Here is a 13505-nt window from a genome sequence, read left to right as displayed (position 1 = left end):
GAGCTCAACAAACTCAACTCATTGTTAATAATGATGATCAGAGATGCTAAAATTAACTCTCAATTAGGGAAAAGCATAGCTATGAAAAAAATAATAATTTTAGTTTTATTGAGCTTTGCTTCTATAGTTGGTCTTTTTGCTTTTAGTCCATTGCCGACATTGTGGTTATTACAACAGACCTTGTTTAGTGTTCCAAAAGATGACCGCCAAAAAAATATATTGATCAACAGGTTATGGTGTTTAAAGACTTAGTCTATCCTTCTAAATTGCCAAACAATAGCTTTGACTTTTACAAGGCAAATCCATCTGTCGATAAACAAGCACTGGTCATTTGGGTGCATGGTGGCGGTTTTGCCGGTGGAGATAAGTTGGAAGTCAAAAATTATGCAACTCGCTTAGCTTATCAAGGATATGCTGTGATTGTATTGAATTATCAGCTTGTACCTGCTGCAAAATATCCAGAACCAGTTATGCAGGTCGCAGAAGCAGTAATTTATATTAAAAAGAATTTTGCACCAAAAAATCATTTGAATATGTCGAATGTATTTTTTGCTGGAGACTCCGCAGGTGCGCAGATAGCTTTACAATTTTTGCTGACGCAATCCAACCCTGAATATTCAGCATTACTTAAAATACCGAACCTGATAGATATGTCTGATATTCGTGGCGCTTTACTTTATTGTGGACCTTACGATTTGAAAAATATGGTACTTCAAGCAAACTCTACAATTTCTCGATTCGCTTTTCATCGTATTGGATGGGCATATCTAAAAGATAAAGATTGGTTAAGCAATAACGAAAATAGGGGACTTATTGTTTCTGAATACCTAAATGCTCAACTCCCTCCGATCTATTTAACCGATGGGAATACTGCTTCGTTTGAGCAACAAGCTCGATTACTGCACAAGCAATTAACGCAGGTCGGCATCCCTACAAGCACTCGATTTTTTAATCAGGCCAGTTATCTGACAGCTCATGAATATCAATTTGAATTAGAAACAGAAGCTGCTAAATTAGCCTTACAAGACACGTTGCTATTTCTAGAAAAGAACAGACTACAAAAAAAGACTAATTAGTAAAATGATTTAGAACATGGCTTTTTATAAAGCACCATACTTTTGCCATGTTTCACCCGTCTCATAAGCAGCATATTGATGTTTTAATTCTTTTAGAGATTGGGCTTGATAAAGAGCAAATACGATCATGATCAGAAAAAGCCCTATCAATTTAATCAGACGTTTAAAGCGATAATCACCTGAGTATAAATAAAAAATACAATAAAAAGCTAGAATCAAATAGGTGCAAAACAACGAGTGAAAAACTAAATAAAGCAACAATACAGCGGTAATCATCAATGCAATTTTATTTTTGAATTGATTTGAACGTAGACTTAATAAATTAAGCACGAATAAGCCTAATGATGTCCAAAAAAGATAGACATCTCCACCAATAATCACCAGATAGGTAGATTGTAGCCACAACACTGCCAGCCATACAAAAATAGAGACAATAATAAATTTCGACGACGTTGAGGATGCTGGCAAAGTATGTTTCATATGACTAAGCTTATAAAAGAGCCATTAAAAGCGTGGATACTAGAAACGAAAATTAAATAAAGCTTTTGTTTTAATTCTCGCAACAATTACACAGATTAAAGACAGTGAACCACCAATCAGCATTGCAGGAATGACACTAAAGAATCGGGTCATTACACTTGATTGTAATGCTCCAAGTTCATTGCTAGAGGTCACGAAAATCCCATTAATTGCAGCAATACGGCCAAGCATGTCTTTAGGTGGGATTAATTGCAGAAGCGTTTGGCGAATAACGATGTTGATGCTATCACATACTCCCATCATAATGAGAACTATGACAGAAAAAAAGAGTTGTCGAGTAACAGCCAATAAAAGTGTGCAACACGCAAAACCTGTTAAAGCAACTAACATGATTCGCCAAGGATGATTACGTGGTGGAAAGCGGACTAAAATTAACAAGGTCATGAAACCGCCAAATGCTGGAGCAGCTCTCAATATTCCAAAACCATCAGCACCAACATGTAGAACATCTTGAGCAAAAATTGGCAATAGAGCGATAATGCCACCAAAAAACACAGAACTTAAATCTAGAAACATTGCCCAAAATATAATTTTAGTTTTAAAAATAAAATGTACTGCTTCTTTTATACTGTGAGAGATTGATTCGGTGTGAAGCGGAGGAAATTGTCGCGGCTGTAAACGCCATAAAGCGATGCTGCCAAGCGTAAATAACACCACAATGCTAGTGAAAGTTATCTCTAAACTAAAATGAGCAAGTAAAAAACCACCGATTACAGGTGCAAGCATACCGCTCGCTTGCCAACACATAATGGTCCATGTTGCTGCATTTGCATAATGCTGTTCAGGCACGACAAAAGGGCGTAGGGAGTTAAAGCAAGGACTGTAAATGCCACGGATACATCCAAATAAAAATAAAAGACCAAAGCTTGAAATAACTAAACAATTTGAATCAATTTGTTTGGTTTGAAAAAGGTTAAAGCTAACCCATAAAGCAATCGATAATGGGATAGCCAAACTAAAACTGATTTGTAAAATTCGCTGACGATTAAAACGATCTGCAATATATCCGCCCCACAGTGATAAAGCCAAAAAGGGCAGCAAGTCCATCAGCCCAATCAACCCAAGAAGAAGAGGATTTTTTGTAATTTGATACAGGTGAAAAGCGATTAAAACTTCTTGAATAAGCACTGCAAAGGTTAGACAGCACTGATTAATCGTCAATAACTTAAAGTCACGACTTGCAAAGGCTGCAAAAGCAGATTGGGAAATATCAGCAGACATAATTTATAGACGATAAAATAAAAAAGGGAAGAGTCGAAACTCATCCCTTTTTAAATGGATTTAACGAAATTTATTGAGCAACAGCTTCGGCTTTTACCACTTTTTTAGCAGGCGCTAAATTTGCTGGAGTTGTATAGTTCAAGCCTAAAGTTGAACTGGTGTAATGACGCACTTGGTCTAATAGCTCAGGATTTTCTGAAAGATCTTGACCATATGAGCGAACAATTTCATGAAGCTGTTCATTCCATGCACCTTTGGTTTGCTCTGGGAATGCTGTTTCAAGCAAGTTGAGCATAATGTAAGGTGATGTAGATGCACCTGGAGAAGCACCGAGTAATGCTGTTACAGATTTATCTTTAGAAGCAAAGATTTCTGTACCAAATTGCAATTTAGCAGGTTTACCCGGTTCTTTTTTGATGATCTGAACACGTTGACCACCTTGACGTAAATGCCAGTCTTTTGGATCTGCTTCAGGGTAGTATTTTTTCAACTCATTGAAACGATCTTCATCTGACATTAATACTTGGCTCACCAAATATTGGACTAGATCCGCATTCTGTAAGCCAATTGCTGCCATTGGCAATACGTTGTTTTTGTTAGTTGATGCTAACAAATCAAGCTGAGAACCTTGTTTTAGGAACTTGTTTGAATACGTTGCAAATGGTCCAAATAATACATATTTCTTACCGTCAATATAACGTGTATCGATATGTGGCACAGACATCGGCGGCGCACCAAGATCAGCACGACCATATACTTTCGCAGTATGTTGCGCAGTGATCAATGGATTATCAGTCACTAAGAACTCACCACCCACAGGGAAGCCTGCGTACTGTTGCGCTTCTGGTAAACCAGTCATTTGCAATAATTTAATTGCAGCACCACCAGCACCAATAAACACAAAACGAGTTTTTACATGACTCACTTCACCAGATTTCAAATCTTTAAAAGCAACAGACCATGTGTTGTCATCATTTTTGCTGATGCCTGTGACTTCAGTTGATGTTCTTAATTTGAAGTTTGGACTTTTCTCAAGATGGTTTACCAGTTGAGTAGTAATAGCACCGTAGTTAACATCTGAACCAACGTCCATACGGGTTGCAGCAATTTTTTGTTGCGGATCACGACCATTCATCACCAATGGAGCCCATTGCTTAATTTCAGCAGGATCTTCACTGATTTTCATGCCCGCAAATAATGGATCTTGAATCATCGCCGTATAGCGATTTTCCATGAATTTAACATTATCGCCCCATACAAATGCAATGTGTGGAACAGGGTTAATGAATGTATTTGGCGTATCTAATACACCTTGTTTAACTTGATGAGCCCAAAATTGTTTTGCAATTTCGAACTGACCAGCCACTTTAACTGCTTTAGAAATGTCCATTTTACCGTCTTTTTCTTCGGTATAATTCATTTCCATAAAGCCAGAATGACCAGTACCTGCATTGTTGAAACCATTTGAACTTTCTTGTGCGACTGCATCAAGACGTTCGTACATGCGAATGTTCCAATCAGGTTGTAATTCATTAAGATAAGTACCTAATGTGGCACTCATGATACCACCGCCGATGAGTACAACATCGACAACAGGTTCGTCACTTTTAGTTTTAATTGCCTTAGACGTAATCGGTCTAAAAAGAAAGGCAATAGCGATAATAATTAGTACTACAAGTAGGACTAATAAATATTTCCAAAATTTTTTCATTCAATTTACCTTAAAAATTAAATGACGCTCTATATAAATAGCTTTATATAGAGAGAAAAGATTTAAATGATGAGTGGCGCAAAATAAAGATACATCAGCTCAGGGATCGCCTGAATTGAGGTCAAAAGAGTTTAGTGAGTGAATTTTACTTTAATAAAGACAGTGTTTTAGTATGCAAAATGTTTCAAAATGTAATAATCAAGTCTCATTTGAGTGTTAAATAACAGGCTTATTGTTATTTTTCCTGTGAAATCTTAATGTTATGGGCTAGGCACGAATGCTGTTAAATACATTCGATTTTTAACAAAATATGGATTTATCTGTTCTTTTTATAGCTAAGATTGAATATTTTATTTGATATATATTTCTTCTAAAATATCTTTCTGTTCAAATATGAAATGGTTCTAATAAAAAGATGAGATTGGTTCTACTTTTTTAATAATTTAAGCCCATCATTCAAACATATAGAAATTAAAATGGGAATTTAGGAATGAATTTAAGAGCATTGTATCAGGATGATTATGAAAATTGGTTGCTAATGTGGAAAGCGTATCAGTCATTTTATCAGGTTGAAATTGACCAACAAATAACAATGAATACCTTTGCTCGTTTACTTAATCCACAAGAAGATATGTATTGCTTGGTTATCAAAGATGATAGTGATCAGCTCATCGGTTTTGTGCATTTTATTTTCCATAGAAGCGCGTGGACAATAGGCGATTATTGTTATTTACAGGATTTATTTGTTGATCCAAATGCTCGGGCAAGTGGTTTAGGTCGCAAGTTAATTGAAGCAGTATATGAAAAAGCTGCTGCTCGAAATTGTTCCAGAGTCTACTGGCTTACTCATGAAAGTAATGACCAAGCAAGAATGTTATACGACAAAGTTGCAATAAACGCTGGATTTATTCAATATAGAAAAAACCTAGAGAATTTTTAAATTCTTAGATTGAAAAAAACCACCTTAAGGAAGGTGGTTTTTATAAAGAGTGTTGCCTGATAATTACCAGCTCAACGCTCCTCCAGTTTGGTAATCCGTGACACGCGTTTCAAAAAAGTTCTTCTCTTTACGCAAGTCCATCATCTCAGACATCCATGCAAATGGATTGGTTACACCAGCAAACTGCTCAGGCAAACCAAGTTGAGATAAACGGCGGTTACAGATGAATTTCAAATACTCTTCCATCATTGCTGCATTCATACCCAATACACCACGAGGCATAGTGTCACGCGCATATTCGATTTCAAGCATCGTGCCTTCAAGAATCATTTGAATGACTTCTTCTTGGAATTCAGCAGTCCAAAGGTGAGGGTTTTCAATCTTGATTTGGTTGATCATGTCGATACCAAAGTTCAAGTGCATTGATTCGTCACGTAAAATATATTGGAATTGCTCAGCAACACCATTCATCTTATTACGACGACCCATACTCAAGATTTGAGTAAAACCACAGTAGAAGAAAATACCTTCAAGAACACAATAGAATGCAATCAAGTTACGCAGTAAACGTTGATCGTTTTCAGGTGTACCTGTATGGAAATTAGGATCGGTTAACGATTGAGTGTACTTCAAACCCCATGATGCTTTACGTGCAACACTTGGAATCTCACGGTACATGTTGAAGACTTCGCCTTCATCCATTCCTAAAGATTCGATACAGTATTGATAAGCATGCGTGTGAATCGCTTCTTCAAAAGCTTGACGCAAAATATATTGGCGGCATTCAGGATTGGTAATATGGCGATAGATTGCCAATACCAAGTTGTTTGCAACCAATGAATCTGCGGTAGAGAAGAAACCTAAAGAACGCATTACAATGGTACGCTCATCTTCAGTTAAACCATTTTCAGACTTCCAAAGTGCGATGTCATGGTTCATGTTGACTTCTTGTGGCATCCAATGGTTTGCACATCCATCAAGATATTTTTGCCAAGCCCATTCATATTTAAATGGAACAAGTTGGTTCAAATCCGCACGACAGTTGATCATCGCTTTATCATCAACTTGTACACGCTGAGCACCCATTTCAAGCTCTTCTAAGCCTGGTGCAACATCTAAATGTTCTAAGGCTGCAGATGCTCGAGCCAACGAATCGGTTGGATTTGTTGATCGGTTGGTATTGGTTCGAGCGGGTTGTGCAACTGCCACGCTCTCCGATGATGGCTCTGTAGAAGATACCATCGGCGTATTAACCGTTTTCTGCGATTCGAGGGGCGCAGACTTGTGTTCAGGTGTAGTCGGTTTTTGCGAATCATCTTCAAAATCGTCCCAACTTAAGATGGACATGGGATTCTCCTAGTTGTAAGGAATGAACCCCTGAAACAGTAGAATGATTATAATCATTCTACTGTTTCAAAATCATTTATTACGACTAATAAACGATAAGGGGAACTTTACTCCTTCAAAATATTTAACAAATTTTGGTCGACTGGAAAGACCGCAAGGCGGTCAGTCTGATCAACACAATGCCTAAAATCAGTTGTGATTTCATCAATCGATTTTGAAGTACGAAGTAACCAAATCGATTGTTGTAATCTTTCGCAATCATAGTTTCTAAGGGATTGATATATTTTAGAATAATGAGCGCGAGACTTATTTTTTAAATCGTAACTTAGGCACATCAGGTGCATAGGAATTCTCCTTCATATTGAGTGTGAGATAACACGTTTTTGATTTCATTTTTAATACTCCTAAAAACAAAACGTTAGTTAATTGTTGAGAATTAACAGTTGACTCACGACTCAAAGTGAACGAAGATTCGATTACTTTCTTACTCGAAAGTCTTCAGAGCCAACCGTGTTCTCGGTTATCTGAGATTGATGGAGGGGATACGCCAATATCCCCAACATTTTCTCAAATTTTTCTAAATATCTAATTATTTCTTAAATTCTATAATCATCAATTTAGATTTGATTTTGTATTTCTACATAATCAAAAGAAGTAATTCGTCTTCTAAGTATTTAAGTCAAAACTACTTATTTTGCTTACGCTGTTGTTTACGAATGGCTAAGAATGCATAGACCATCGGTACATAAAAGAAAATAAAGGCGAAGATGAGAACTGCAAGTCCCAACATATAGTTATGACTGATATGGAACATCATCTTTGCCTCTATAAATTTAAATCTTTATAACCCTTGCTTTAATATTGATAAACCAAGGGTTAATTCGATTTTAATTACTGACAAGCTTCACAGTCTGGATTGTCGATTGAACAAGCCATTGGTACTGGAGCAGCAGTAGTGAACCCATCTTCTTCAACCTGAGTATCAGGTTTTTTCTCTTCAACCACTGGCGCAGCAACTACAGGTGCTTCAACCGATGCTGGTTTAACCGCATTGAGCGCACCCGTATTGATTGTTGATTTCTCTGCAGAGGTTGCACCTAAAGCTCGGAGGTAATAAGTCGTTTTAAGACCACGTAACCATGCCATCTTATAGGTAATATCAAGTTTCTTACCGTTCGCACCAGCGATATAAAGGTTAAGAGACTGTGCTTGATCAATCCATTTTTGACGACGTGAAGCAGCATCTACGATCCAGCGAGTATCAACTTCAAACGCTGTTGCGAAGATTGCTTTTAACTCCTCAGGAATACGTGCAATCTTTTGAACCGAACCTTCAAAGTGTTTCAGATCATTTACCATTACGGTATCCCATAAACCACGTTCTTTTAATGCACGAACAAGGTAAGGGTTGATAACAGTAAATTCACCAGAAAGGTTAGATTTTACATATAAGTTTTGGAATGTTGGTTCAATTGATTGAGACACACCACAAATGTTTGAAATGGTTGCAGTTGGTGCAATTGCCATTACATTTGAGTTACGCATTCCGTCTTTTTGAACTTTAGTACGTAAACTATCCCAATCTAAACGTTGTGTACGATCAACTTCGAACATACGCTCTGGACGAGACTTTGCAACAATTTCTAAAGAGTCGATTGGTAGAATACCTTGATCCCACAATGAACCTTTAAATGTTGAATACGCACCACGTTCAACCGCTAAGTTACTTGATGTTTCAATTGCGTAATAGCTGATGACTTCCATTGATTCGTCAGCAAAATCAACTGCTGCGTCAGAACCGTAAGCAAGATTCATTTCATACAATGCATCTTGGAAGCCCATGATACCCATACCCACAGGGCGGTGTTTCATGTTTGAGTTTTTCGCTTGTGGAACAGCGTAGTAGTTGATGTCGATTACGTTATCGAGCATACGTACCGCAGTTTTTACTGTACGAGCAAGCTTTTCACGATCTAACACACCACCTTGAACGTGTTGTACAAGGTTAATCGAACCTAAGTTACAAACTGCGATTTCGTCTTGGTTGGTGTTCAGCGTAATTTCTGTACACAAATTCGATGAGTGAACCACGCCCACGTGTTGTTGTGGTGAACGTAAGTTACATACGTCTTTGAATGTGATCCACGGGTGACCTGTTTCGAACAACATCGAAAGCATTTTGCGCCATAAGTCTTTTGCACGTACTTTTTTATGGAGCATGTTTTCTTGTTTTGCTACCGCTTCGTAGTGTGCATAGCGCTCAGCAAATTCAGCACCTGTTAAATCATGCAAGTCAGGTGTTTCAGAAGGTGTGAATAGTGTCCATTCAGCATCTTCAAATACACGTTGCATAAATAAGTCAGGAACCCAGTTTGCTGTGTTCATGTCGTGGGTACGACGACGATCATCGCCTGTGTTTTTACGTAGCTCTAGGAATTCTTCAACATCTAAGTGCCAAGTTTCTAAGTAGGCACAGACCGCACCTTTACGCTTACCACCTTGGTTAACTGCTACAGCGGTATCATTTGCAACTTTTAGGAAAGGTACAACACCTTGAGACTTACCATTAGTGCCTTTGATATATGAGTTCAATGCACGAACAGGTGTCCAGTCATTACCTAAGCCGCCAGCCCATTTTGACAACATTGCGTTATCGCGCATTGCGCCATAAATGTCATACAAGTCATCACCAATCGTGGTGAGGTAACAGCTTGATAATTGTGGGCGCAATGTACCTGAGTTAAACAGGGTAGGCGTAGACGCCATGTAGTCGAAACTAGACAATAAGTTATAGAACTCAATTGCGCGGTCTTCTTTATTTTCTTCATTGAGTGCAAGACCCATTGAAACACGCATAAAGAATAATTGTGGTAATTCGAAACGTACGCCATTTGAGTGAATGAAGTAACGGTCAAATAAAGTTTGTAGACCTAAATACGTAAATTGGTTTGAGCGTTCTGGTTGAATCGCTGCTGCCAATTTTGCAAGATCATAATTAAGAAGATCTGCTGAAAGTAGATCAAGCTCAATCCCTTTCTTTAAGAACGTTTCTAAGGCATCACTTTCTGGCGTATCAGTTGATAAACCTAAGAACTCTAAGCCAGTTTTAACAAGTTCATTACATAACAAACGTGCAGTGACATAAGTATAGTTAGGTTCTTGTTCAATACGAGTACGTGTTGCCATCGTCATTGTGGTGGCAATATCACTTTCTTTTACGCCGTTATATAAATTCTTAACGGTTTCATCAACAATCGCTTGAACATCAATACCCTCAAGACCTTCACTTGCAGTTTGAATAGTTGCTGTAAGTGCATCTAGGTCTAACGGTTGGAGCTGACCATTATTATCAGTGATTTGAAGCGTAGGATGATGATTTGCACCAGTTTGCTGACGAGCAGTCGCACGTTGGTCACGGTAAATCACATAGGCACGAGCGACTTTTTGTTCGCCAGTACGCATTAGAGCCAATTCCACTTGGTCTTGGATCTCTTCGATATGAATCGTACCACCAGAAGGTAAGCGACGATTAAATGTATTGAGTACCATCTCTGTAAGTTGAGTAATACGATCATGAATACGGCTTGAATCCGCACCCTGTTGACCTTCAACTGCTAAAAATGCTTTCCCAATCGCAACAGAAATTTTCTCGGCATTAAATGTCGCGATTTCACCGGTGCGCTTAATAACCTGAATTTGACCAGGAGTAGAAGTGATGATGCTCATGTCAGCATAGCTCCATTATCATCTTTTTTATGTTCATAGACCGTTTGAATCGAGCAAAAAGTATGCCACGATGTTTGAGGGATAAACACAATACTTAGTGGTTAAAGTTTATTTTCAACACAAGATACGGTATTTTTAACAGCAGATCAATATTGACATTTTACTAAAGTTTTTTTCATGTTTTAACTGCTGATTTCACAGTCACATAGCATAACAAAGCCCTTAGAAAACACGTATAGATAACTCTGTGGATAAGTCAAAAAACAAACACTTAAATTCTTTTTAGCAATTGACGAAACAAATTGTTTAATACTGGTACAAAACTTATACTAAATATTCATCCTGCTTGAAAAAGCATAGAAAACTGAAAAATATATTAAAATTCATAATTTTAATAAAAATATAACAAAACTATATTGGCGTGTATCAGTTTGGTGAACGCCTACTTGTTTACAATGTAAACGTGTGTATATTGCAAATCATAAACCAATGTATCTGTCAGATTTTAAAGATAGATTCTCGCTAAATTGTAGGGGCAAATAAATGAGCCAAGAAGAAAAGTTACCGAAGATTTTGATCGTTGAAGATGACGAACGTCTAGCGCGATTAACACAAGAGTATTTGATTCGTAACGGTTTAGAAGTCGGCGTTGAAACCGATGGTAATCGTGCAATTCGTCGAATTATCAGTGAACAACCTGATTTAGTTGTTCTTGATGTCATGCTGCCGGGTGCAGATGGTTTAACCGTTTGTCGAGAAGTTCGTCCGCATTACCATCAACCTATTTTGATGTTGACTGCACGTACTGAAGATATGGACCAAGTTCTTGGTTTGGAAATGGGCGCAGATGACTATGTCGCTAAACCTGTTCAACCACGTGTGTTATTAGCACGTATTCGTGCTTTATTACGTCGTACCGATAAAACAGTTGAAGACGAAGTTGCTCAACGTATCGAATTTGATGATCTTGTCATTGATAATGGCGGTCGCTCAGTGACTCTTAATGGTGAGTTGGTTGACTTTACAAGTGCTGAATATGACTTGTTATGGTTGTTGGCTTCTAATGCAGGTCGTATCTTATCTCGTGAAGACATCTTCGAGCGTCTACGTGGCATCGAATATGACGGTCAAGATCGTTCAATCGATGTACGTATTTCACGTATTCGTCCAAAAATTGGTGATGATCCAGAAAATCCAAAACGTATTAAGACTGTACGTAGTAAAGGTTATTTATTCGTTAAAGAAACCAACGGGATGTAATGTCCATCTTGCTTAAAATTAGCTTGGAATTATCTCCCTTATGCTAAGTCGAGTACTTAAAAACAGTATTTTCTTGCGTATCTACGCTGGTTTAGTTGTTTTAGTTGTTGTTGTTGCTGCATTTTGTTATTTACTGGTGCAAGTCATTAACTATCAACGTGCGCAAGAATATCGTGAATCTCTCACTGATGGTATTTCCTATGTCATTAGTGAGGGGGTATCTCGTCAGCCAGAAAAACAACAGAAATTAGATTGGATTTCCGATGCGTCAGACTTATTGGAATTGCCAATCTATTATGTTGATGCAAATCGAGTAGAGCTTTCTCGAACTGAAAAGAAACGTATTTCTGAGCAAAAGTCAGTGGTGCGTTATGATGCGAATAATGGTGTAGGTTATATCATTATTGGCTTAAAAGACGATCCTAAGCATTTCCTCTATATCAAAGTAGATAAGCTTGGTGAGCGTCAAATGAAGGCGCTACCGATTTTTGTATTGGATTATTTGATTTTTTATCCAGGACAAGAGCAAGAATATTTAGAAAGAATTAAAAAGCACTTTTATTATCCAATTGAAATCGCAAATATTAAAGACATCAATCTGGATTCAGAACAGGTCGGTCGATTACGCCAAGATCAAAGTGTTTTATTGTATAAAGACAGTGCCACTATTCGCGGTACAACCATTTCAATTGTATCTCCGATGCCGAATCATCCTGCTAAGGTGTTGGTATTGGGTCCTGTACCTATGTTCAATTGGATGCCTTTTCAGCTTTCAGCAGGGATCACATTATTTAGTTTATTCTTATTAAGTTTGGGTGTTTATGGTCTCATTTTACCTTTAGAGCGTAAAATTCGTCAGGTACGTCTTGCTTTAAATAAAATGAAATCAGGCGATTTGTCATTACGTGTACCGATCGAAGGTACAGATGAAATGGCAAACTTGGCATCTAGCTATAACAGCATGTCCGATCATATCCAGCGTCTGATTGAAGCTCAGCGTGAATTAATGCGCGCAGTATCGCATGAGTTGAGAACACCAGTCGCACGTATACGCTTTGGTATGGAAATGTTAGCTGAAGAAGATGATTATAATTATCGAATTCAGCAAGTAGACATGATTGATAAAGACATTGAAGCTTTAAACACCTTGATTGATGAGATCATGACTTATGCAAAACTAGAGCAGGGCACGCCATCATTAGATATCGAAGATATTGTGTTGGTCGAAGTACTTGATCAAGTTGCAATGGAAACTGAAGCATTAAAAACTCAGAAAGAAATCGAATTAATTGCACCGCCATTGTCGCTTCGTGTCGATGCTGAACGTCGTTATTTACATCGTGTTGTACAAAATTTAGTGGGTAATGCGGTACGGTATTGTGATAATAAAGTTCGTATTAGTGGTGGTGTTCGTGCTGATGGCAAAGCCTATGTCTGTGTTGAAGATGATGGGCCAGGGATTCCTGAACAAGAGCGTTCACGTATCTTTGAAGCCTTCGCACGTTTAGATGATAGTCGTACCCGTGCCTCTGGTGGTTATGGTTTAGGGTTGTCGATTGTGAGTCGAATCGCTTATTGGTTTGGTGGTGAAATCCAAGTCGATCAAAGCCCAAATTTGGGTGGTGCACGTTTTACCATGACGTGGCCAGCTAAACGTTATAAGCAGCCTGTTAAGAAATAAGTT

At 38.0% G+C, this 13505-nt stretch carries 11 protein-coding genes; 4 read left to right on the top strand and 7 right to left on the bottom strand.

Going from position 1 to position 13505, the window contains the following annotated elements; translation table 11 throughout:
* The first annotated feature begins 233 nt into the window (after nucleotides 1-233).
* On the top strand, nucleotides 234-1076 hold the full coding sequence (locus tag NGC85_RS13255) for an alpha/beta hydrolase (protein ID WP_254731778.1): 843 nt from the start codon (nucleotides 234-236) through the stop codon (nucleotides 1074-1076).
* A gap of 24 nt (nucleotides 1077-1100) precedes the next feature.
* Here the strand turns inward: NGC85_RS13255 and NGC85_RS13250 are convergent, their stop codons facing one another.
* The 3 genes from NGC85_RS13250 to mqo form a co-directional block, all read right to left on the bottom strand.
* A complete protein-coding gene (locus NGC85_RS13250) occupies nucleotides 1101-1556 on the bottom strand; it encodes a hypothetical protein (protein ID WP_254731776.1) in 456 nt (151 codons plus the stop codon).
* Between the two features lie 39 nt (nucleotides 1557-1595).
* On the bottom strand, nucleotides 1596-2837 hold the full coding sequence (locus tag NGC85_RS13245; RefSeq protein ID WP_254731774.1) for an MFS transporter: 1242 nt from the start codon (nucleotides 2835-2837) through the stop codon (nucleotides 1596-1598).
* A 70-nt stretch (nucleotides 2838-2907) separates the two neighbouring features.
* The gene (gene mqo, locus NGC85_RS13240) at nucleotides 2908-4548 is read right to left on the bottom strand and encodes a malate dehydrogenase (quinone) (RefSeq protein ID WP_005057699.1); all 1641 of its coding nucleotides are present in this window, start codon (nucleotides 4546-4548) and stop codon (nucleotides 2908-2910) included.
* A gap of 490 nt (nucleotides 4549-5038) precedes the next feature.
* On the opposite strand from mqo, the gene NGC85_RS13235 reads away from it, so the two are divergent.
* Complete coding sequence (locus tag NGC85_RS13235; protein WP_254731772.1) at nucleotides 5039-5488, top strand: N-acetyltransferase; 450 nt, start codon at nucleotides 5039-5041, stop codon at nucleotides 5486-5488.
* A gap of 63 nt (nucleotides 5489-5551) precedes the next feature.
* On the opposite strand, the gene NGC85_RS13230 is transcribed toward NGC85_RS13235, so the two are convergent.
* The 4 genes from NGC85_RS13230 to NGC85_RS13215 form a co-directional block, all read right to left on the bottom strand.
* Nucleotides 5552-6835, bottom strand: a complete 1284-nt coding sequence (locus NGC85_RS13230) for a ribonucleotide-diphosphate reductase subunit beta (RefSeq protein ID WP_254731770.1) — start codon at nucleotides 6833-6835, stop codon at nucleotides 5552-5554.
* A gap of 107 nt (nucleotides 6836-6942) precedes the next feature.
* Nucleotides 6943-7170, bottom strand: coding sequence for a CRISPR-associated protein Cas2 (locus NGC85_RS13225; RefSeq protein WP_254805607.1), 228 nt, complete (start codon nucleotides 7168-7170; stop codon nucleotides 6943-6945).
* Between the two features lie 350 nt (nucleotides 7171-7520).
* Nucleotides 7521-7652, bottom strand: a complete 132-nt coding sequence (locus tag NGC85_RS13220) for a preprotein translocase subunit YajC (protein ID WP_254731768.1) — start codon at nucleotides 7650-7652, stop codon at nucleotides 7521-7523.
* Nucleotides 7653-7726: 74 nt separating this feature from the next.
* Nucleotides 7727-10561, bottom strand: coding sequence for a ribonucleoside-diphosphate reductase subunit alpha (locus NGC85_RS13215; RefSeq protein WP_254731766.1), 2835 nt, complete (start codon nucleotides 10559-10561; stop codon nucleotides 7727-7729).
* A 543-nt stretch (nucleotides 10562-11104) separates the two neighbouring features.
* Between NGC85_RS13215 and bfmR the strand changes: the two genes are divergently transcribed.
* Both bfmR and bfmS read left to right on the top strand, forming a co-directional pair.
* On the top strand, nucleotides 11105-11821 hold the full coding sequence (gene bfmR, locus NGC85_RS13210) for a response regulator transcription factor BfmR (RefSeq protein ID WP_004669852.1): 717 nt from the start codon (nucleotides 11105-11107) through the stop codon (nucleotides 11819-11821).
* 40 nt (nucleotides 11822-11861) lie between these two features.
* On the top strand, nucleotides 11862-13502 hold the full coding sequence (gene bfmS, locus NGC85_RS13205; RefSeq protein WP_254731764.1) for a sensor histidine kinase BfmS: 1641 nt from the start codon (nucleotides 11862-11864) through the stop codon (nucleotides 13500-13502).
* The last annotated feature ends 3 nt before the right edge of the window (nucleotides 13503-13505 follow it).

The organism is Acinetobacter sp. Z1 (assembly GCF_024296945.1).
Lineage (GTDB): Bacteria > Pseudomonadota > Gammaproteobacteria > Pseudomonadales > Moraxellaceae > Acinetobacter > Acinetobacter beijerinckii.
Note: the sequence above shows the minus strand (reverse complement) of the source record. Positions and strands in the feature narration are given on the sequence as shown.

Excerpts from the sequence above, each read along its gene's own strand:
- NGC85_RS13255 (WP_254731778.1), top strand. The coding sequence starts at position 234 with ATGGTGTTTAAAGACTTAGTCTATCCTTCTAAATTGCCAAACAATAGC.
- NGC85_RS13250 (WP_254731776.1), bottom strand. The coding sequence starts at position 1,556 with ATGAAACATACTTTGCCAGCATCCTCAACGTCGTCGAAATTTATTATT.
- NGC85_RS13245 (WP_254731774.1), bottom strand. The coding sequence starts at position 2,837 with ATGTCTGCTGATATTTCCCAATCTGCTTTTGCAGCCTTTGCAAGTCGT.
- mqo (WP_005057699.1), bottom strand. The coding sequence starts at position 4,548 with ATGAAAAAATTTTGGAAATATTTATTAGTCCTACTTGTAGTACTAATT.
- NGC85_RS13235 (WP_254731772.1), top strand. The coding sequence starts at position 5,039 with ATGAATTTAAGAGCATTGTATCAGGATGATTATGAAAATTGGTTGCTA.
- NGC85_RS13230 (WP_254731770.1), bottom strand. The coding sequence starts at position 6,835 with ATGTCCATCTTAAGTTGGGACGATTTTGAAGATGATTCGCAAAAACCG.
- NGC85_RS13225 (WP_254805607.1), bottom strand. The coding sequence starts at position 7,170 with ATGTGCCTAAGTTACGATTTAAAAAATAAGTCTCGCGCTCATTATTCT.
- NGC85_RS13220 (WP_254731768.1), bottom strand. The coding sequence starts at position 7,652 with ATGATGTTCCATATCAGTCATAACTATATGTTGGGACTTGCAGTTCTC.
- NGC85_RS13215 (WP_254731766.1), bottom strand. The coding sequence starts at position 10,561 with ATGAGCATCATCACTTCTACTCCTGGTCAAATTCAGGTTATTAAGCGC.
- bfmR (WP_004669852.1), top strand. The coding sequence starts at position 11,105 with ATGAGCCAAGAAGAAAAGTTACCGAAGATTTTGATCGTTGAAGATGAC.
- bfmS (WP_254731764.1), top strand. The coding sequence starts at position 11,862 with ATGCTAAGTCGAGTACTTAAAAACAGTATTTTCTTGCGTATCTACGCT.